The sequence below is a fragment of the Sphingobacterium sp. 2149 genome (assembly GCF_031455655.1).
GTDB lineage: Bacteria > Bacteroidota > Bacteroidia > Sphingobacteriales > Sphingobacteriaceae > Sphingobacterium.
In genome coordinates, this window is record NZ_JAVDTD010000004.1 from 189,921 (window position 1) to 212,256 (window position 22,336).

At 40.9% G+C, this 22,336-nt stretch carries 13 protein-coding genes and 1 tRNA gene; 4 read left to right on the forward strand and 10 right to left on the reverse strand.

What is annotated here, in order from left to right; translation table 11 throughout:
• Window positions 1-470: 470 nt before the first annotated feature.
• Window positions 471-1,280, forward strand: coding sequence for a polyphosphate kinase 2 (ppk2, locus tag J2X77_RS07340; protein WP_209579155.1), 810 nt, complete (start codon window positions 471-473; stop codon window positions 1,278-1,280).
• Between the two features lie 85 nt (window positions 1,281-1,365).
• On the opposite strand, the gene pckA is transcribed toward ppk2, so the two are convergent.
• A complete protein-coding gene (gene pckA / locus J2X77_RS07345) occupies window positions 1,366-2,982 on the reverse strand; it encodes a phosphoenolpyruvate carboxykinase (ATP) (protein ID WP_209579154.1) in 1,617 nt (538 codons plus the stop codon).
• 337 nt (window positions 2,983-3,319) lie between these two features.
• Between pckA and J2X77_RS07350 the strand changes: the two genes are divergently transcribed.
• Window positions 3,320-4,156 carry an MBL fold metallo-hydrolase gene (locus J2X77_RS07350; protein ID WP_209579153.1) on the forward strand — a complete coding sequence of 279 codons (837 nt, stop codon included), beginning with the start codon at window positions 3,320-3,322 and terminating at the stop codon, window positions 4,154-4,156.
• A 76-nt stretch (window positions 4,157-4,232) separates the two neighbouring features.
• On the opposite strand, the gene J2X77_RS07355 is transcribed toward J2X77_RS07350, so the two are convergent.
• From J2X77_RS07355 to rpe, 4 genes are all read right to left on the reverse strand, one after another.
• Window positions 4,233-5,105: a hypothetical protein gene (locus J2X77_RS07355; RefSeq protein WP_209579152.1), complete on the reverse strand. Its 873-nt coding sequence runs from the start codon at window positions 5,103-5,105 to the stop codon at window positions 4,233-4,235.
• Between the two features lie 165 nt (window positions 5,106-5,270).
• Window positions 5,271-7,538 carry an aconitate hydratase gene (locus J2X77_RS07360; RefSeq protein ID WP_209579151.1) on the reverse strand — a complete coding sequence of 756 codons (2,268 nt, stop codon included), beginning with the start codon at window positions 7,536-7,538 and terminating at the stop codon, window positions 5,271-5,273.
• Between the two features lie 48 nt (window positions 7,539-7,586).
• On the reverse strand, window positions 7,587-10,349 hold the full coding sequence (locus tag J2X77_RS07365) for a bifunctional aconitate hydratase 2/2-methylisocitrate dehydratase (protein WP_209579150.1): 2,763 nt from the start codon (window positions 10,347-10,349) through the stop codon (window positions 7,587-7,589).
• A 357-nt stretch (window positions 10,350-10,706) separates the two neighbouring features.
• On the reverse strand, window positions 10,707-11,387 hold the full coding sequence (gene rpe, locus J2X77_RS07370; protein ID WP_209579149.1) for a ribulose-phosphate 3-epimerase: 681 nt from the start codon (window positions 11,385-11,387) through the stop codon (window positions 10,707-10,709).
• Between the two features lie 150 nt (window positions 11,388-11,537).
• Between rpe and J2X77_RS07375 the strand changes: the two genes are divergently transcribed.
• Together J2X77_RS07375 and J2X77_RS07380 are read left to right on the forward strand one after the other, a co-directional pair.
• Window positions 11,538-13,655, forward strand: coding sequence for an HD family phosphohydrolase (locus J2X77_RS07375; protein WP_209579148.1), 2,118 nt, complete (start codon window positions 11,538-11,540; stop codon window positions 13,653-13,655).
• A 127-nt stretch (window positions 13,656-13,782) separates the two neighbouring features.
• Window positions 13,783-13,872 (forward strand) — tRNA-Ser (locus tag J2X77_RS07380).
• A gap of 53 nt (window positions 13,873-13,925) precedes the next feature.
• Here the strand turns inward: J2X77_RS07380 and J2X77_RS07385 are convergent.
• The 5 genes from J2X77_RS07385 to J2X77_RS07405 all read right to left on the reverse strand — a co-directional run bounded on the left by J2X77_RS07385 (window position 13,926) and on the right by J2X77_RS07405 (window position 21,770).
• A complete protein-coding gene (locus J2X77_RS07385) occupies window positions 13,926-15,542 on the reverse strand; it encodes an arylsulfatase (protein WP_310079911.1) in 1,617 nt (538 codons plus the stop codon).
• A 17-nt stretch (window positions 15,543-15,559) separates the two neighbouring features.
• A complete protein-coding gene (locus J2X77_RS07390; protein WP_209580918.1) occupies window positions 15,560-17,152 on the reverse strand; it encodes an arylsulfatase in 1,593 nt (530 codons plus the stop codon).
• Window positions 17,153-17,175: 23 nt separating this feature from the next.
• Window positions 17,176-18,645: a RagB/SusD family nutrient uptake outer membrane protein gene (locus J2X77_RS07395; RefSeq protein WP_209580921.1), complete on the reverse strand. Its 1,470-nt coding sequence runs from the start codon at window positions 18,643-18,645 to the stop codon at window positions 17,176-17,178.
• A gap of 72 nt (window positions 18,646-18,717) precedes the next feature.
• Window positions 18,718-21,231, reverse strand: coding sequence for a TonB-dependent receptor (locus J2X77_RS07400; RefSeq protein WP_310080203.1), 2,514 nt, complete (start codon window positions 21,229-21,231; stop codon window positions 18,718-18,720).
• On the reverse strand, window positions 21,153-21,770 hold the full coding sequence (locus tag J2X77_RS07405) for a carboxypeptidase-like regulatory domain-containing protein (RefSeq protein WP_209580927.1): 618 nt from the start codon (window positions 21,768-21,770) through the stop codon (window positions 21,153-21,155). The genes J2X77_RS07400 and J2X77_RS07405 overlap by 79 nt, the downstream gene beginning before the upstream one ends.
• Between the last annotated feature and the right edge of the window lie 566 nt (window positions 21,771-22,336).

Here is a 22,336-nt window from a genome sequence, read left to right on the forward strand (position 1 = left end):
CTAAACATATTCAACAATCCTATCTTGCGGCTATTGATAAATTATAATTAAATAGAAAGCCCAGAGTGGGGAACTCTGAGCTTTCGTTAGCCATATATTAACCTATTTATGAAAAGTATTTGTAGTAAAAACGATGCTTTTTTCTAATCATTATGTCGACAATATCCGTTTAACATTTTTTAACATTTAAGACATTCGCATGATAGCTAAAACACTAGCTCTCAAGGATACCGTCTGATTGTTAAAAAAAAAATAAAGCTCGAAGTGGGGAACTCCGAGCTAACCTAACCAATTATTAACCTAAATTTATGAAAAGTCTAATCTATTTGAACATCCATTTGGTGTTCTGATTAATAAACGTAATGTAGCCATATATTAGTATTACAAACATTAATTTTATTTGAAATTTGACATTTTTTAACAATTCAATAAGTAACTTTAATAAAAACGATCGCTTAAATAAATATCCTATGGCAGAATACGATTTAAATGAACTTCAGAAGATCCACGAAAACAAAGATGTTTTAAATTACCTGGAGCAACATGGCATTCTTGAAATAAAAAAGTTCAACGATGTTTACGATTATGAAAAAGAGCTCTATGAACTACAGGTCAAGTTGTTGAAGCTCCAATACGAAATCAATGAAAAAGGGAAGCGGGTACTAATTATTTTTGAAGGTAGGGACGCTGCTGGCAAAGGCGGCACAATAGGCCGCGTAGCTCAATATTTAAATCCTAAAAAGATTCGCATTGTCGCTTTACCGAAGCCAACCGAAGAAGAATCCGGACAGTGGTATTTTCAACGCTATATCAAACAGCTTCCTAATGCCGGAGAAATTGTAATTTTCGACAGAAGTTGGTATAACCGTGCTGTAGTTGAACCCGTATTTGGATTCTGCACCAAAGAGCAACACGAATTATTTATGAGTCAGGTTCCAGAATTTGAAAAACAATTAATTGACGATGGAATCATTGTCATCAAGTTATTTCTGAGCATCAGCAAAGAAGAGCAGGCCGAAAGGTTAAGAGAGCGTCAGGAAGATATTCTTAAGCGATGGAAAATAGGAACGCTCGACCAACAGGCACAGGAAAAATGGGATATTTACACCAATTATATTGAAAACCTCTTTAAGAAAACAGGATCAAAAAAATCACCCTGGTTTGAAATTGTTAAAGACAATAAGAAAAAAGCGCGATTGGCGGCTATTAAGCTTATTATCAATACCCTTGTCGGAAGCGAACAGGAGCAAGTAGATTCTTTCGTTAAAAAACACGATTAAAGATTTTCATCCCCACCAAAAAAAATCGTACAACAAAAAGAGAAATCCCATGTTTACTCTTTTTGTTGTACGAATGCAAACTTAATTAAACGAGGACACTACGGTCAATCTTAGGACCTGCCGCGAGAACTGTCTCTGGCATCTCGTTATTAAATTTTTCAAAGTTTGCTATGAATAGTTTCGCCAAGCGTTTTGCCTGCATATCATAAGCCTCATCGTTATTCCATAATCCCCGGGCATTCATGATTTGCTCGGGAACATATGCTCCGCAACTGGTCGGATAATCTAAGCCAAAAATATCGTGTCTATTAAACTGAGATTCTAATAATGAACCATCGATTGCGGCTCGGATTAACGTTCTCGTATAGGCAAGTTTAATTCGTCGCCCTATTCCATAAGGACCTGCAATCCAGCCTGTATTCACTAACCAGACTTTGATATTACGATTCTGTTCAAGTTTTGAACGCAGCAACGCTGCATATTTCGCGGGATGAAGCGGCAAAAATGCCTGTCCAAAGCAAGTTGAAAATGCAGCCATAGGTTCCTTTACTCCCACTTCTGTACCTGCAACCTTCGCTGTATAGCCACTTACAAAATGATAGACAGCCTGGTCGGTAGACAACAATGAAATTGGCGGAAGTACACCAAAGGCATCTGCTGTCAAGAAAAAAATATGAGCCGGCTCATTAGCAATACCGCTTATTTCAGCATTTTCCATGAAGTCTATTGGATAAGACACGCGCGTATTCTCGGTTTTACTGATGTCATTGTAATCAGGTTTATCCTGCTCATCCAAAACCACATTTTCCAGCAGCGAACCAAAACGAATGGCATGATAGATCTCCGGTTCCTTATCGGCTGTTAGACCAACGCATTTTGCATAACAACCTCCTTCAAAATTAAAAACTCCCCGTTCACTCCAACCATGCTCATCGTCCCCAATTAACCGCCTGTTTTTATCAGCAGACAGTGTCGTCTTTCCAGTACCCGAAAGCCCAAAAAACAATGCAGTATCCCCATCTTTGGAAGTATTGGCTGAACAGTGCATAGAAAGGACGTTATGCTCGAATGGTAAAATAAAATTCAATATCGAAAAAATACTCTTTTTAATTTCCCCCGTGTAACCCGTCCCAGCAATCAATACAATTTTCTTCGTAAAATCAATTGCAACAAAATTTTCGTTAAGGATACCATATGCATGCGGATCTTTAATAAACAAGGTCGGAGCAGCTAAGATAGACCAAGGTGGCCGAACTTCTTGATTTTGCTCCTGACGTAAAAACAAGTTGTTGGCAAATATACTTTGATAAGCTGTCTCTGTTACAACACGGATACCAATTTGATAAATCGGATCGGCACCCGCAGCGCAATCTCTTATGTAGATATTTCGCTCAGCCAAGTGAGAGGCTACCAGCGAAAATAGCGCCTCAAAATGATCCGGAGACATCCGTTGATTGATTTCCCCCCACCAGACGCTGTCTTTAGTTAAAGAGTCCTCTACAAGGAAGCGATCCTTTGGCGACCTCCCCGTAAATTTTCCCGTATCAGCGGCAAGCGCTCCTGTATCAGAAAGCCTCCCCTCTTGATTTGCCAAAGCATGTTGAACCAATTCAGAAACGGGTAATTGATAAAATACACTTTTCGTGCTATCAATTTTCAAATATTTCAAATCAGGCGCGTTTCCAATGTTACCCTTTTTCATATTTTTTGTTTGTTTTAAAATGTGCTCAAATTTAAAGGCAATTTTCGCTAAAAACAAAACATAATTATCTAAAAATCAAGCTTATTGTACAAAAAACACAAAATCAAAACACTAACTATCAATCACTTACACAGATAAAATAAATTACATTTTTTAGCATATTTTTTTAGCAATTCAAGTTATGCTAATTAAAAAATATAATTTATTTTTCGTAAATTGTTCCATTCTTTACATATATTAATAAGAGTAAAATTTTGAGCTTAAGCAAACGTTGATTATGCAAAACAGCAAACAATGGTTATACGTACTGGTCAAAAAGTAAATACAAAATAAGAAGATGAAATTATATGCTATAGAAACGGGGTTCTTTAAACTCGATGGTGGTGCTATGTTTGGTGTGGTCCCTAAAAGCATCTGGAATAAAACAAACCCGGCCGATTCAAACAATATGTGTACCTGGGGAAATCGTCTGCTTCTCATCGAGGATAGTAATCGATTAATGCTAGTCGACACTGGCCTTGGAGACAAACAAAATGAAAAATTTTTTAGCTATTATTACCTTCATGGTGATGCGACATTAGACAAATCACTAAAAAATATTGGATTTGACAGAAATGACATCACCGATGTTATCCTTACCCACCTACATTTCGATCATTGTGGTGGTGCCATAGCGCGAGAAGGTGATCAACTTGTTCCAGCCTTTAAAAACGCTCATTTTTGGAGTAATGCAGACCATTGGTCTTGGGCAACTAATCCCAACCCCCGGGAGAAGGCTTCTTTTCTAAAAGAGAATATTCTTCCGATACAAGAAAGCGGACAATTAAAGTTTGTTGAAGATGTACACAATCCGTTCGGAAGCGATATCAGCATGCGCTATTCAAATGGCCACACAGAATCCATGATGTTACCTCAGGTCCAATACAAAGGAAAGACAATGCTGTATATGGCAGATTTACTCCCTTCGGTAGGTCATATACCTATTCCCTACGTGATGGGATATGATGTACGTCCGTTAGTTACTATGGAAGAACGCCATAGCTACTGGAACGAAATAGTAGATAACGAATATATCCTGTTTTTCGAACACGATTCAGTTCACGAATGCTGCACACTACAACGTACCGAGAAAGGGATACGGGTAAAAGATATCTTTAAGTTGGACGAAATTTGAGGTGTACCTCGGTATAGTGAAAAAACCATATAAAAAAACAGGCTACTTTAAAGTTAGCCTGTTTTTTTATATGGTTTTAAAACCTAAAGCCTAAAGCCCAGTAGTTTTCAAAAAACCAGATCTGTTGCGACGCCTTGTCTACCCCTCTTCTTCCAGTTGTACGAATGTTGGTTAGATCAGTCCATCCAGTTTTAAAATTTCCTTGAAGATACAGCCCTTTGTAAAACCGATAGTGCAGACCAACTTTCGCCGAAGCGCCATAACCAGAAATGTTCCAAAAGTGGTTTGCTCCCTCACCAAAAAGATGAACCTCCGAACGCGGGATTAGTAAGCCTACATCTACACCAGATTCCATTGTCAGCACCTGTTGGCCCTTTCGATTGTTGATGATATCATCGTAACGCTCCAAGCCCACCGAAGCAAAATTATAACCGTCGGTGTGTTCAAATGTTAGCATAGCGGAATCTACCGTAATCAATTCACCATTATATTGACCGGCACGGTTTCCAGTCGGGATACCTGGATTAGAAATCTCTTCACCAATAAAACCTGAAATCTTTACCTGTTGAGGTATATCGACGACATATTTCATGTGGTCCCATCCCAATGAAATGGAATAATTATCTTTGATATAATAACCAAAATGAAGGTTAAATTGCGGGATCGTCAACCGGCTTGGATCAAAATAAGTCGAACCAAATTTAGTTGGGCGATCGGCAGCTTTTACATCGTGAAGAATAAAATCATAATTGGGACCTGTGAAATGAATATCAGATTTTGCATAGGAAGAGAAGTTATACCCCCAAAAGAAAAAGAATTTCCCTTTATTACTTTCGGTTCTCAAATTTTTTGGTTTGAAAATACTCTTTCCTATTTCGGGATTTTCTTGTGCAAATAAAGCCGAAACGCTCAATGCAAGCGCTCCAATTGTTAAAAATATTTTTCTCATATCAGTGCTAAAAACGTTGGGCAAAAGTACCGGCATTCTATTTTATAAGCAAATAAATTCAATGAGAATTAGTAAAATATGACGAAGATCACAGAAATGTCATTCCAAAACAAAATAAAAAAGCCGCTTTACACGAAAGCGGCTTTTTTTGTATGCTAATCAGCACTATTGTGCTTGATTTTTGCGAATTATATTTAAGGCGCCACCAGCTTTAAACCACTCAATCTGTTGTGCATTGTACGTATGGTTTGCCAAGATCTCCTCTTGTGTTCCATCATCGTGGTGCAATACCAGCGTTAAGGGCTTACCTGGAGCAAATTCAGTTAAACCGATAATATCGATGGTATCGTTTTCCTGAATTTTATCATAATCGTCCTTATTTGCAAAAGTCAATCCCAACATTCCTTGCTTTTTCAAATTTGTCTCATGAATACGGGCGAAAGACTTAACCAATACCGCACGAACACCCAAATGACGAGGCTCCATTGCAGCATGCTCACGAGATGAACCTTCCCCATAGTTTTCGTCGCCAACGACAACTGAACCAATACCATGTGCTTTATAGTCACGTTGTGTTGCTGGCACAGGGCCATACTCGCCTGTCAATTGATTTTTAACATTATCTGTTTTCTCATTGAAGAAATTTACCGCACCGATCAACATATTATTTGAAATGTTATCCAAATGTCCACGGTATTTCAACCAAGGGCCAGCCATCGAAATATGGTCTGTCGTACATTTCCCCTTCGCTTTAATCAATAATTTCAAACCCTTCAAATCAGTGCCTTCCCATGCCGCAAAAGGTTGCAATAATTGGAGGCGGTCGGACGTAGGCGCCACATCAACGACAACGGAACTACCGTCAGCAGCCGGTGCTTGGTAACCCGGATCATCTACGGCGAATCCTCTGGTAGGTAATTCGTCCCCTACCGGTGGATCCAATTTCACCTGCTCACCTTTATTATTCGTCAACGTATCCGTCACTGGGTTGAAGCCCAGATCGCCAGAAATTGCAATTGCCGCTACCAGCTCAGGAGAAGCCACAAATGCATAGGTATTAGGATTACCATCCGCACGTTTCGCAAAGTTACGATTGAATGAGTGAACGATGGTATTTTTCTCTTGTTTATCAGCCCCTACACGATCCCACATACCAATACATGGACCACAAGCATTCGTAAATATCGTTGCATTCAGGTCTTCAAATGTTTTCAGCAAACCATCACGATCAGCTGTAAAACGAACTTGTTCTGACCCCGGATTTATACCAAATTCAGCTTTAGTAATCAAACCTTTATCAACAGCTTGTTTTGCTATAGAGGCGGCACGTGACAAATCTTCATAGGATGAGTTTGTACATGAACCGATCAATCCCCATTCCACTTTTAAAGGCCAGCCATTTCTTTCAGCCTCTTCACGCATCCGAGACACTGGCGTATACAAGTCTGGTGTAAAAGGACCGTTGAGCGATGGCTCTAATTCGGATAGATTAATTTCGATGAGCTGATCAAAATACTGTTCTGGATTAGCATAAACTTCAGCATCCGCTGTCAAATGTTGTTTAATCGCATTTGCCGCGTCAGCGACTTCGGCACGTCCCGTAGCACGTAGGTAGCGCTCCATGGATTCGTCATAACCGAAAGTCGAAGTTGTCGCACCAATTTCAGCACCCATGTTACAAATGGTTCCCTTACCTGTACAAGATAGCGACTCTGCTCCCTCGCCAAAATATTCCACAATCGCTCCAGTTCCACCTTTTACGGTCAAGATACCAGCAACTTTAAGGATAACATCTTTGGCAGCAGCCCATCCGCTTAACTTACCAGTCAATTTAACACCGATTAATTTCGGGAATTTCAGCTCCCATGGTAGTCCAGCCATCACATCACAGGCATCAGCACCGCCGACACCAATAGCAACCATACCCAAACCACCGGCATTAACCGTATGTGAGTCTGTACCGATCATCATTCCCCCCGGAAAAGCATAGTTTTCCAAAACAACCTGGTGAATAATACCTGCTCCGGGTTTCCAAAAACCGATACCATACTTATTAGAAACAGAACTCAAAAAGTTAAATACTTCAGAGCTTTCATTTTTAGCACGGGCCAAATCCTTATCTGCCCCTTCCTTTGCCTGAATCAAGTGATCACAGTGAACGGTAGAAGGAACTGCAACTTTGGGACGTCCAGCTTGCATAAATTGCAATAACGCCATCTGAGCAGTAGCGTCCTGCATAGCAACGCGATCAGGGGCGAAGTCAACATAAGAAACGCCACGCTTATAATCCTCAGTAGCATTGCCATCCCAAAGGTGTGCATACAATATTTTCTCAGATAAAGTCAAAGGTTTATTAACCACCTGACGAGCAGCAGCAATGCGCTCGTCATAACGGCTATAGACCTTTTTAATCATATCAATATCAAAAGCCATATCTCTCTAATTTATTTGTTTAATTAAGTTACTAAACACTAATTATTACTATTTTGTCGGAATAGGTGCAAATTTTGTCAAGTTAATTCCTTCGACAGCAGCTTTATATTCGTCAATGTTCGGAATACGACCCAAGATAGCTGATAACACAACTACAGGAGTCGATGCCAGCAAAGACTCTCCTTTCTTACCGTCTCTGTCCTCCACGACACGACCTTGGAATAAACGTGTTGAAGTCGCCATGACTGTATCCCCTTTTGCGGCTTTCTCCTGATTACCCATACAGAGGTTACAACCCGGGCGCTCTAGATACATAATATTCTCATATTCTGTACGTGCAGTACTTTTAGGTAGTGCATCGCTAAATTCAAATCCAGAGTATTTTTGCAGGAATTCCCAGTCGCCCTCTGCTTTCAACTCATCAATAATATTATAAGTGGGGGCTGCGACGACCAAAGGAGCCTCAAAAGTAACTGCGCCTTTTTGTTTTTCAATGTTCTTCAACATTTTAGAAACGATCTTCAAATCGTCTTTGTGAACCATACACGAACCGACGAAACCTAAATCTACTTTTTTGTTTCCACCGTAGTAAGAAAGGTCGCGAATCGTATCGTGTGTATAACGTTTGGAAACGTCTGCATTATTCACATCTGGGTCAGCGATCATCGGTTCTTCAATGATATCCAGATCAATAACAACTTCAGCATAATATTTCGCATTTGTATCCGGAGTTAAAGCAGGCTTAGCGCCAGATTTAATTTCCTCAATACGTTTGTTAGCCTTCTCAATTAAGCCCTGCAAAACATTGTTTTTGTTTTCCATGCCTTTATCGATCATAATCTGAATACGTTTTTTAGCGATCTCCAAGGATTGGATTAAGGTATCATCTTGCGAGATACAAATGGAAGCTTTCGCTTTCATTTCTGCTGTCCAGTCTGTAAATGTAAACGCCTGATCAGCCAAAAGCGTACCAATGTGAACCTCTATAATCCTACCTTGGAAGACGTTCTCTCCAGCAAATTGCTGCAGCATCTGCGCTTGGGTAGCGTGAACAACATCACGGAAATCCATATGTTCTTTCATACTCCCTTTAAAGGTAACTTTTACCGACTCAGGAATTGGCATCGAAGCCTCCCCTGTAGCCAACGCTAATGCAACCGTGCCAGAGTCAGCACCAAAAGCTACACCTTTGGACATCCGCGTATGGGAGTCCCCACCAATAATGATGGCCCATTCGTCGATAGTGATATCGTTTAAAACTTTATGAATAACATCAGTCATGGAATGATATACGCCCTGTGGGTCACGCGCAGTGATTAATCCAAAGTCATTCATAAATTTCATCAGTTTTGGAATATTTGCTTGCGCTTTTTTATCCCATACAGATGCGGTATGACAACCCGATTGATAAGCACCATCCACTGTTGGCGAAATGACCGTAGCAGCCATGGCCTCCAACTCCTGTGCGGTCATCAAACCAGTTGTATCTTGAGAACCAACAATGTTTACTTTAACGCGAACATCAGAACCTGCGTGTAAGACTTTACCAGGTGTAACACCGACCGCATTTTTGTTGAAGATTTTCTCTACTGCTGTCAAGCCTTGTCCTTCAATAGTAATCTCTTTTGAAGGAGCAAATACGGTAGGCGCTTGAATGCCCAAGGTCTCTGCAGCAAATGTTTGGATCTTTTTACCAAAAACAATCGCATAAGAGCCACCGGCTTTAATAAATTCCATTTTCTGTGGAGTCAAAGCTTTCGAAATATCGATCAGCTCACGCTCGCCATGATATAATTTCTTCGTCTTTGTATTAATGGTTAAAACAGTGCCTGTTGCAACAGAGTAAGCTTCTTCAAGAATGGGTTCGTTTTTCTCGTTACGCACAACATTACCCTGCTCATCCACTTTCTTCACCCAGTTTTTCAAGTCGATACCAATACCACCGGTCACATCTACCGTTGTCAAGAAAATTGGCGAAATACCATTCGTACCACCTACAATCGGCGCAATATTGACAAAAGGAACATAAGGACTTGCTTGTTTACCGGTCCAAAGTGCCACATTATTTACTCCCGACATACGAGAGGAACCTACACCCATCGTTCCTTTCTCAGCAATCAGCATAACACTTTTACCTGGATGTTGCGCCTGCAATTCACGAATGTGCTGCTGCGCTTCAGGTGTGATCATACATTTACCATGTAATTCACGATCCGAACGTGAGTGCGCCTGATTTCCCGGGGATAATAAATCTGTTGAAATATCACCCTCACCCGCAATAAAAGTAACCACTTCAATTTCTTCCGGCACGTCAGGTAGCTTCGTGAAAAACTCCGCTTTTGCATAGCTTTCCAAAATATCTTTAGCGACTTCGTTACCTTGCTGATAAGCATCTTTCAAACGAGCTGTATCAGCATCATATAAGAAAACTTGTGTTTTAAGCACTTCTGCAGCTTGCTTTGCAATCACTACATCGTCACCCAAAGCTAAATCTAATAACACCGCAATAGAAGGTCCACCCTTCATATGAGACAATAACTCAAAAGCAAAGTCAGGTGTAATTTCAGCAACAACAGATTCGCCTAAAATAATTTCCTTCAAAAATTGAGCTTTAACGCCAGCAGAAGGGGTCGTGCCCGGCAGTGTATTATAAATAAACAATCGTAAAGAATCTGCTCTATTATCGTTGTTTAAATCCTTAATCTGAGCAATTACTTCACTTAGTAATTCTGCTCCATCAATTGGCTTAGGATGTAAACCCTGGCCTTCTCGTTCTACAACCTCTTGTACGTAATCGTTGTAAATACTCATAGATATCTATCTTTCTATTTTAAGGGTAGCCAAAAAGACACGATGTCTTGCTAAACCACCTTGACTGTAATATAATTAAGCTAATAAGCCATCTATCGGTTTCCCGAACAAATCACAATTTAGCCCTTCCACTTCATGTTTGAAGTTAACTTATTTGTCGTAAATCAACTCCTATGACTAAATACAAAAATAGTGAAAATACATCTTTAAACGCATGCGTTACATCTATTTAAATCAATTTGGAATTGTTCTAAACAGCATTTGTGCAATCATGCCCGTTTTTTTCCTATCCGCTATTTCTACTGCCTCACGTTCAAAAAAAATAGGTGATTTATTTGACTAAACCACCTATCCTTTTTATATCGTTTCTACATGTATATCAATGTCTTTCAGCGCTTTGACAGTTTCCAAAGGATCTGTGGCATTAAACACAAATGAACCGGCCACCAACACATCTGCCCCAGCTTTCAATAGCTGTGCTGCATTCGCAGTCGTTACTCCCCCGTCGATTTCAATCAACAGGCCATCGTTCACACCCGCAGCCATCGCTCGTAACTCCTGAACCTTAGCATAGGTGTTATTAATGAATTTTTGACCACCAAATCCCGGATTGACCGACATGATGCAAACCAAGTCTAAATCCGCTAGCACATCTTTCAGAAGAGCCACCGGAGTGTGTGGATTCAATGCAACCCCAGCTTTACACCCCAACTCTTTAATAGCAGCCAGTGTACGATGCAAATGTGTACAGGCCTCGTAATGCACAGTAATAATTGCTGCGCCTGAATCTTTACATACTTGCAAATAACGGTCTGGATCAACAATCATCAAATGTACATCCAACGGTTTAGTTGCATGTTTTGCAATAGCCTGCATAACTGGAAATCCAAAAGAGATATTAGGAACGAAAACGCCGTCCATAATATCAATATGAAACCAATCTGCGTCGCTGTTGTTTACCATGATAATATCATCGTATAATTTTGCAAAGTCTGCAGCAAGAACGGATGGTGCAATGAGATGTGATTTTGTTGACATGTTGTATTTTTTCTGCAAAGATAACAAGTATTTTTTGTTCATCACAGCCTTTACACTATTTAATGCCCATAAACGAAAATTGGCAGAAGCTGCAGAAAATAAATTATAACTACATTTGTATATTTACAGCATATAAAAATAAAGCTCGCAGTGGGAAGACTAAAAATAAAATATAGAAGAGAATTAAATACAACGGAAAACCTTGTCCGCAAAATTGGATTAATACTTATTACCATCTTTTTGATCTGTATATTTCTTCCCAAACAACCCCGTTTCCGCTATGAATTTCAAAAAGGTAAAGTATGGAATCACGAAAATCTAATATCGCCCTACAATTTTGCCATATTAAAAACGCAAGAAGAATTGAATGCGGACAAGAAAAGTATCTTAAATACCATTCAGCCTATCTACAATGCCAATACAACCACCAGCAAAGAGCAAATTGATCAATTCAACACCGATCTGGCCGAAAAGTGGCAGAGCAGCAAATTAGATACGACACATGAAAATATAGCGGATTATAGAAATGCCGGAAACGCCATCCTCAATCATCTCTATAGCAAAGGTATCCTATCGTTGAACAATAGATTTCAAAACCGTAGTAACGACAAATCCCCAGCCTCTAAGCATTATAATTTTACGCTCATTCAAGACAAAGTCGCCAGCCAAAAAAATACGGCCGACTGCTATACGATCGAGAGCTCCTACAGTTATATGGACGACATTATGCCCAAACTGACCAAAATAAAACAAAAGAGCTGGCTGGTGGAGACACTAAAAAACTATATTACCATTAACTACATTTATAATGATCAGCAGACAGAGGCCTTGGAACAAAACGCAATTGCCAACATTTCAGCTACGCGTGGCGTTGTCCAAAAAGGGGAACTGATAGCCGAAAAAGATAAAATAATTTCCAATGAAACCTACCAAAAGCTTGAATCGTTACGTAAGGTATACGAAGACGAAGGCAAGATCAGCGGCAACCAAAATTATGTGACTTTAGGTCAATTTTTGATCATTTCGCTGGCGCTTTCTATTTTGATGGTGTTCCTTTTTCTGTTTCGAAAAGACATCTATTTTAATAACAGACTGCTCGTCATTATCATGATCGTCATCATCGGTATGCTTGCCGTTTTATCCTGGGCCATTAAAATCAAAATACCCAACCTTTACTATATACCGTTTTGTGCGGTCCCCATTATCATTCGTATTTTATTTGACACACGTGTAGCGCTCAATATCCATCTATTGATGGTGCTATTAGCAGGATTATTCGTCCCAAATAGCTTTGAATTTGTTTTTCTACAATTTATGGCGGGTATAGTTGCGATCTACAGTATCAAAACATTGGTTAAAAGAGAGCAATTGTTTATTTCATCGGCAATCATTCTGGGAACCTACTGGATCGCCTATATTGGATTGGTGGTGACCAGAAATGGTTCCATTGACACGATCTATTGGTCCGACCTCCTTCCATTCTTCGTCAGCGTATTGATTACGCTCCTTGCCTACCCCATGATTTATGCCTTTGAAAAATTGTTTGGTATCGTGTCTGACCTTACCCTCATGGAGCTTACTAACAGTAATTCCAAATTGCTAAGAGAACTTTCTTTCAAAGCCCCGGGGACCTTTCAGCATTCCTTACAGGTAGCTAATCTTGCGGAAGCGGCGATTTATAAAATTGGTGGAAATCCACTACTGGTACGTGCCGGAGCACTCTATCATGATATCGGCAAATTGACTAACCCTCAATTTTTCATCGAGAATCAAAAGACAGAAAAGAATCCTCACGACGAGCTATCCCCTGAGCAAAGCGCACAGATTATTATTTCGCACGTCATAAAGGGTGTCGATATTGCTAAAAAACATCAATTGCCAGACGTTATCCTTGATTTTATCCGCACGCACCATGGCACTACCCGTGTAGATTATTTCTATAACCTTTTCGTGAAGAACAATCCGGATAAATTGGTGGACGAGTCGTTATTTACCTATCCAGGCCCCATTCCTTTTTCCAAAGAAACAGCAGTGCTCATGATGGCAGACTCCGTTGAAGCTGCGTCCCGCGCATTAAAAGAGCCATCCGAAGAGTCCATCAATAATCTTGTCGATAAGATTATTGAACACAAATTGATGCGTGGACAGTTCAACAATAGTAACATTACCTTAAAAGATATCACGGAATCTGCGGTTATATTTAAGGCGATGCTCAAAAGTATCTATCATGTTCGGGTGGATTACGATTTAAGCAAAAAAACAATGTAATTTTAATTGTCAAACAACAAATTGACTGTCAAACGCTTATTGCAACGTTACATTTTTTTTGCATTTTTTTTATTATTTAGACTTTGCAGAATCAAATAATTGCCTTATGTTTGCAATGTCAAAACGAGGAGAGGTGCCTGAGTGGCCGAAAGGAACAGTTTGCTAAACTGTCGTACTGGAAACGGTACCGCGGGTTCGAATCCCGCCCTCTCCGCCAAAGACAAAAAAAGCTTTCTGATAACTCAGAAAGCTTTTTTACCATTTAAGCAATTAGAAATTGCGCGGCACCGGAATTTCCTGCACTTTACTTTCCCTAAAATCCTTCATACTTTTGGGTTCCTTAGCTTCCAATTCTGCAAAATCCACAACACCGTTTTCTTTCGCCCACTGGAAATAAGCAGTAGACAAACGAGACACGACGTCGTGATGCTGTCCGGCAACATCGTTCCGTTCAGTAGGATCCTGCGCAAGATCATAAAGTTCCCATTTATAGGACGGCCAGCTCGATACAAGTTTCCATTTTCCAATACGTGCAGCACGATTACCAGCGCGCTCCCAAAATAAACCTTCTTGTCGCCGAACGGTATCTTGATCTTGGAACAAAACCTGAAGCAAACTCTTTCCTGGTAAAGCATTCGCCTTATGCCCCTCGTATTCTTTTGGATATACCGCACCAACCAAATCGTAGAAAGTCGGCGCCAGATCAATGACGTGACCAGTGCCCTGCTTGACGCCTTTCGCGATTTTACCAGGAAACCAAGCTATAAATGGGGTATTAATCCCACCTTCATAGGTATAATCTTTAAATGCTTTAAAAGGTGTATTGGAGGCATATGACCAATTTTTGCCCTGCGATTCATAAGAACCCAGTGTCCCAACCGGTCCTTTATTTATCCGGGCGCCATGATACCAGCGAACAAGATCTTCGGCCGGCGCACCGTTGTCTGACAAGAAAACAATCAGTGTATTGTCCAATTGTCCATTGTCTTTTAGCTTATCTAGTAATTTTCCTATAGTCTGATCCAATCTGTCGACCATAGCCGCAAACACTTCCATTTTTTTTGACCACAGTTTTTTTTGATCAAATGATAATCGTGACCAATCGTAAATATCCTCATCAACAAGCGATGGTTGGGTCGCTTGGGACACCATTCCTAATTGTTTCTGGCGTTCAAAGCGCTGTTGACGTATCACCTCCCACCCATTGTCATACCGGCCTTTATATTTGGCGATATCTTGCGGCAACGCTACTAATGGCCAATGTGGGGCTGTATGTGCCAAATAGAGAAAAAAAGGTTTATCCTGCGTTTTGATCTGATCCAAAAACGCCTCAGCTTGACGATTGATTACCTCTGTCGAAAAGGAATCTTCCAAGGGATAGCCTTCAGAATAGGTTTGTTCTTGAAAAGTCGGCGCGCCTGAATCTGCATTTTTTTCCACTCTTGGAAATACCAAATCAAAACCGCGCTCCCAGGGCAAACTTTTCCCTTTTCCAGACACGTGCCATTTACCCGAGGTTGCCGTGATATAACCATTCAACCGGAGGACTTCGGCAATGGTCAGTGATTCCGAATTAATATAACCCTGATAGGCAGGCAGTCCGAGATCGTTGGAAAAATATCCAACGCCAGCTTTGTGTTGATATTGCCCTGTGATTAGGGAGGCCCTTGTCGGCGCACATATCGAATTGTTATAAAATTGCGTCAGCTTTAGCCCTTCATTGGCTAAACGATCCAAATTGGGTGTAGAAATTTCCGAACCGTATGCTCCAATATCGGAATAGCCTAAATCATCGGCCAAAATCAAAATGATATTTGGCTTTCTTTGTTGTGCATAACCTAACAGTGTAGCAACCACAAGGTATAATGTCAAAATTATCTTTTTCATGTTCTTCATTTATAGTCCTATCGAAATTGATTGTTTGTTTTTAAACGCTTGTAATCCACAACGGAATTCTCTTCAGCCCAGGCTTTATACCTTGCTTCGAGATCTTTCACGATAGCTGGATAACGGCTAGCAAGATTGTTGTTTTCGCTTCGGTCTTCATCGATATTGTATAATTCGGGTTTGTTACCATCCTTAAATAAAGAAACTAATTTCCATTTACCATATCGCACGGCACGATTGCCTGCACGTTCCCAAAATAGCGGAACATGCCGATCGACCTGATTGCTATCTGAACGCAAGAGCGGTCTCAAACTCAGCCCCGGAAGTGTATTTATCGCCGTGTCGCCGACATGTTCCGGATAGGTCGCACCTGCAAAGTCATACAAGGTGGGAGCGATATCAATAAGATGGCCTACCCCCTTCTTAATCACGTTTGCCCGCACCTCTTTTGGATACCACACAATGAAGGGGGCACCAATGCCACCTTCATACGGATTATCTTTGTAACTTCTCAAAGGTGAGTTTCCGGTTTGGGACCAATTGCTGTTTTGCACATCATAGGAACCTGGTAATCCGACAGTCTCTGTATTCCTTGCCGTATACACGCGTGTGCGATCCCCACCTTGGGCACCGTTATCAGACAAAAAAATGATTAGTGTATTCTTATCTTTTTTTAGCTCTTTTAACGTTTTTCTTATGCGGCCGATACTCTGATCCATGCGATCGATCATACCGGCAAAGACCTGTTGCCGACGTTGCCAATACTGCTGCTCATCATAGGTCAATTTATCCCAGTGCTGTAGCGCAGTGTCTTTTTTGGCAATGGCCTGCCCGATAGGAAACACACCTTTCTGCTGCGCATTTTCATAACGTTGCGTACGCAGGTTATCCCATCCCCCACGATAGACTCCTTTATACTTTTGAGTTTCTTCTTCCGGTGCCTGCAGGGGCCAATGTGGGGCATTGAATGCCAAATACAAGAAAAAAGGCTTTTTATCTTTCTGCTGTTCTTTCAGAAAACCAATGGCTTGATCCGTGATCTCATCTGTCAAATAACGTCCCTTTGGCAAATAAAAGGGTTTATTATTCCGGATGAGCGATACAGTTGCCTGCTCCGGTCCATTTACTTCATAAAAATTGGACGCCCCGCCAACAAAATTGAAAGACCGCTCAAACCCGCGCTGTGCCGGCCACTGATCGTAATCATCACCCACATGCCATTTTCCCGATATAATAGTGGAGTAGCCGGCCTGTTTCAAAACCTCAGCCAGCGTCCGTGACTCCCGATTTAAAAAACCCTGATAGGCAGGCAGTCCAAGATTCACATTAAAATAACCTACACCTGCGCGATGCGCATACTGCCCCGTCAATAAAGAAGCACGCGTAGGGGCACAAATGGAATTGTTATAAAATTCCTGAAATCTCGTTCCTTCTTTAGCCAAGGCAGTCAAATTGGGGGTCTGCAGGTCCGTTCCTCCATAGGGCTCTATATCCGAAAAACCCAGATCATCTACCAAAATCAATACAATATTCGGTCGATTGTCCTGTCCCCAGCTTATCCTTGGTAAGATGGTTAGGCAAAGTGCAACTAATAAATATGTCGTTTTCATCTACTTAAAATTTGATTAATACCTTATCGATTGATCCAATCGGGGTGCTGCGAGAGATTAGGATTGAGATTCAGTTCCCTTTGTGGCGTCGGAAAATGAATATGGCGAGCCGATGCATTCGTCTTGCCGGCAGCTTTCAGCTTAGCAACATAATAGGTCGCTCCCCTGCGAACCAGATCAAACCACCGTTGATATTCGTAAACAAGCTCCTTTCTGCGCTCCTCAAAAACCAATTCTCTAAAAGCATCCTTCGTTTCCGTAACGGATACTTCGTCTATTCCTGCACGACGACGTACCGCATTAATCGCATTAAGAGCTTCTAAAGTCGGCCCGTTCAACTCATTTTCGGCCTCTGCAAAAATTAGCAATACCTCCGCATAACGGATGATCGGCATATTTTTGGAAGACTGCCCCTGATTTCCTACAACCGTTTCATCATAATATTTACTAAATTGCGGTTTGTTTAAGGCATAGTATTTACCATCTATTGGTGACACCATTCCCGTTGTAAAGGTCACAGAAAGACGTTTGTCACGTGTTGCAAAGCTTTTATATAATCCTCCTTCGCTATGAAGCGCATCTGCATAATCCCCATTTATGCCAGGAATATCGGCTGGCGCAGATCTACTGGCCAAAGAATTCCCCTGATAGCCACTATTGCCTTTAAATTGAGCAGAAAATATATGTTCAATACCATTTTTCTCCCCAATATTAAAGACATTGGCAAAATCTTGGAAAAGCGCATAACCTTCTTTATCGATAACTTCCTTGGCTAATAATTTTGCATTGGCCCAATCTCCTCGCGTCAGATAGACTTTAGCCAAAAGACTTTTGGCTGCTCCAGCAGTGGCGCGTCCTTTATCTGATTCCGAATAAGACTTATAGTTAGGAAGCGCCGAAGCAGATTTTAAATCTGCTATTATCAATCCATACACCGCATCCTCTGTCGCTTTGGCCACATAGAGTTCTTGAGGAGATAAAGACTCTACTGGACTCGTTACCAGTGGAACTGGTCCAAACCAACGCACTAAATTAAAATAGTGGAGTGCCCTCAAAAATTTTGCTTCGTTGATCAGACGCTGTTGGAGAGTTGGATCGATCTGACTTGCAGACAGCACACTTATTTTAGCAATATTGACATTTGAAGCATTGATCGCATCGTAGCTCTGCTTCCAGAGCTGTTCCATACGGTCATTGGATGCATCATGGGTTAGATTGCTCAGCGCTCTAACATGTGCATTTCTAGCCCTCGGCCCTGCTTCATAATCATCTGTGGCCATTTCAACACCAATCTGGAGCAAGCTGTTGTACAAAGACTGCCCAGTTTCATATAGCTTTCTGTAAGTTCCTGTCACTGCAGCTATGGCTTGATCCTGATTAAGATAGTATTGCTCCGAAACCAAAGCACTTGCGGGATCCTCCTCCAATTTCGAGCAGGAAATTGCCGTTAGAAAAATCAGAATGACAGTGGATAAAACATGTATTTTTTTCATTTGATGAATTGCTTTTTATTGATAATGAGCTAAAAAACTCAGAACTTCTCACTATCCCCATTTAGAGATCTATTAAAAGGTCAATGAAACTCCTGCAGAAAAAGACCTAGATGCAGGGTAAATGCCCAGATCGGTACCTATCTTTACATTGCTCCCTGAGGTAACCTCCGGATCAAAACCTTTATATTTGGTCCAGGTTAAAAGATTTTGGGCTGTTAGATAGAGATTGAGTCCCTTTATTTTAGCGTCCTGAAGCCACTCTTTAGGAAAACTGTACCCAAAATGCAATGATTTTAGCCGAACAAAAGAGCCGCTTTCTACAAACTGGTCCGAAAATACAGGAGCTGGATCCAACTTCGCCCGGGGATAAGAATGACTCGGATTTGATGAAGTCCAGCGCTCCAATGCATCAATTGATGCATTCTGTTGACCGGTAAACATCTCCAAATTCTGCCTATTAATATTCAGAAGATCATTCCCGACAGTGCCTTGGATGAGAAACGAAAGATCAAAACCTTTATAGGACATACTATTGGTCAATCCAAAAATAAAATCCGGCTGTGCATTACCTAGAATCGTTCTATCATTTGCAGTCGTAAATTGTCCGTCACCATCGATATCTTTGTAAAGACGGTCACCCGCTTTAGGACTCGCATTCCCTGTAAACTTACCCTTAATACCCTCCTCTCCCGACTGCAGAATACCATCGGTAACATTGCCATAGAAGGTGCCTAAAGGCTCTCCAGCTTTAATGATATAATTTCCAGAAATATAAGAACTGGCGCCGTCACCAATCTTCAGTACGGTGTTGCGATTCAGGGAAAAGTTTACATCTGTGCTCCAGCTGAACAATCCCTCGATATTCCGCGATTTCAACCCCAATTCAAATCCTTTATTTGATACAGACCCAAAATTCTGAAGGGAAGAGGCATAACCGGAGGTCCAAGGTATTTCCACATTAAGCAGGAGATCTTTTGTCTTTTTATAATAATAATCAACTGTAAATTGAAGACGGTTGTTAAGTAAACTGATATCAAACCCGCCATCATATTGTACAGTGCTTTCCCAACCGAGGTTTTTGTTGGGAATACGTTGCGGAGCAAAACCAGTGACCACGTTGTTTCCAAACAGATAATTTAGGCTATATAAGGTAGATAATGATTGATATTGCCCGATTTCTTGATTACCCGTGGTTCCAAAACTCGTACGAATCTTAAAATCATCTACTCCAGGAAATGCTTCCTTAAAAAAAGACTCATTGCCAGTGCGCCAAGAAAGTGCTATCGACGGAAAATTTCCCCATTTGTTGTCTGCCCCAAAGCGGGAACTACCATCACGACGGAGACTTGCCGAAACATAATATTTATTTGCGTAATTGTAATTTACCCTGGCAAGATAAGAGTGCAATACCCATGCGTAGCTGTCAGAAGAAGGACGTACAATGGTGGATCCACTCTGTAGGTTATTGAACAGTAAGTCGTCGGTCACAAAATTTTCCGCTCCAGCGTTGAAGATTGCATTTTTGGATTCTTGCTGAGTAAATCCAAGTAAAGCATTGAACGTATGTTTTCCTGTGTTTGCCGTATAGTTTAAAGTGTTTTCATTCAGCCATGAGGTTCCATCCAAATTCCCTAAGCTTGCTTTCCCCTTTGAACCTGCCCCCTCATAGATGTAAGATGGCAAATAAAATTTATCATTTCGGCCATTTAGGTCAACGCCAACCAATACCTTCGCTTGTAGACCATTTAAAATACGATACTGTGCAAAAGAAGTTCCCAATATCCGTAGTCCATTGGATGAATTTGTCGTTTCTTTCAAGGTAGCTATTGGGTTGGCAAAGATGTTTTCAAAAGGATTTCGTAATGTATAGGCACCGTTGGCATCATACACAGTTGCCGTCGAAGGCATCATAAGCAAAGCATTGACAATTCCTGTCGGCGCTATTTGCGCATAAGTTTTGTTGATGGATAAATTTGCACCAACCTGTAACCGGTCGAAAGGATTTGCGTCGATATTTGATCTAAATCCTACACGCTTGAAATTAGTGTTGACAATGACACCCTGCTGATCAAAATAATTTGCGCCTAAATAGTATTTCACTTTTTCAGCTCCTCCCAATAAAGAAAGCTGCTGATTATAAATCTTTCCAGTTTGAAAAGCCTCTTTTTGCCAATTTGTACCAGCACCTAGCTGATCGATTTCAGTTTGACTGCGGTATTGAAAAGCTCCGAGGTTGGGATTCGCATCGTACAAGGCCTCATTTCTCAAGATTGCAAAATCGTGAGCATTCAGTACCTCGATTTGTTTTAATACTTTTTGTGCTCCAAAACTCCCCTCATAGTTTAATTGTACCTGTCCTGCTCTACCTTTTTTCGTTGTTACCAAAATCACCCCATTGGCCCCTCTGGATCCATAGATTGCAGTTGCAGCAGCATCTTTTAACACTTCAATACTTTCAATATCTGTTGGGCTGAGGCTTGCTAATGGGTTTACTGGTGTGCCGCTCCCTACTCCTGTACTTTCTGTTTGATTATATACTGGAAATCCGTCAATAACATAGAGGGGTTCATTCCCCCCTGGATGGATGCGCCGCCACGAATGCGAACACTCACACCTCCGCCGGGTTGTCCCGAAGTTTGTGTAACCTGAACGCCCGAAATTCCTCCTTTCAATGCCTGATCAAGCGAGGATACGGGCTGTCTGAGAAGCTTCTCAGGCAAGGTCGCCACAGCCCCAGTGAGATCACGACGTTTCTGGGTTCCGTACCCTACAACCACAACCTCATCCAAGTCTGTTGAGATGGGCGATAGCGCTATTACAGTCGGTGAAGAATTGACAACTACCTGTTTTTTCTCATAGCCTACAAAACTGACTATTAACGTAAAAGGGAGCTTCTGTCCTGTCACAAACTGGAAATTACCTCGGTTATCCGTTTGTACACTATGTGTTACAGCTTCCAATTGTACCGTAACGCCCGTAAGAGGTTCTTGGGTTTTCGCATCGATAACTTTACCGATTAACGATGCATTAATAATTGGTCTGGGTTCTTGTGCCTGTACACTTCCAAATGCGTACAGAAAAAGCACAACTAAAAGAGAATACCAAAGTACTCTGTGTTTTTTCATCGTAAATTCTATTTAATGTGAAAATGCAAACAAGTGCCAACGCCATTGGTACTCTTGTTATAAATAAGATGGAATGCTTATCGGACAATAAGCAGAAGGAAGGTCGTGCTTTTCAGCACATGCGCATTCGACAAATAAATAGATAAAAATTAGATGCAATGAAGCATTTTTGGTTGCTCTCTCGATAGAAAAAGTAGTCGTTTTTCATACTTGTAAAATATTTAATGAGATAATTTTGTAATCGTTGCCAACGCCAATCGTTAACGACTACCCAAATATAAAACTATTTACAATAATATCTATATACTTAGTAGTTTATTTATAAAAAAAGTAAATTCATTTTTATCAACAAAGCAGCTACACAACTATCAGCTATGATTTGACAAGATTTTTGTTACAAAGATATAGTTCATCCGAACTTTTAATCCGTTAATATCTAACGCCAGCAAGACATCATTAACTTGTAGCCAAATTTGCCGTTTAGACAGTGCTTGTTCAGTGCTCGTCCAGTGATTACTCAGTCATTATTCAGCCAGTAGTGACTAAGTAATGACTGATCACTAGCT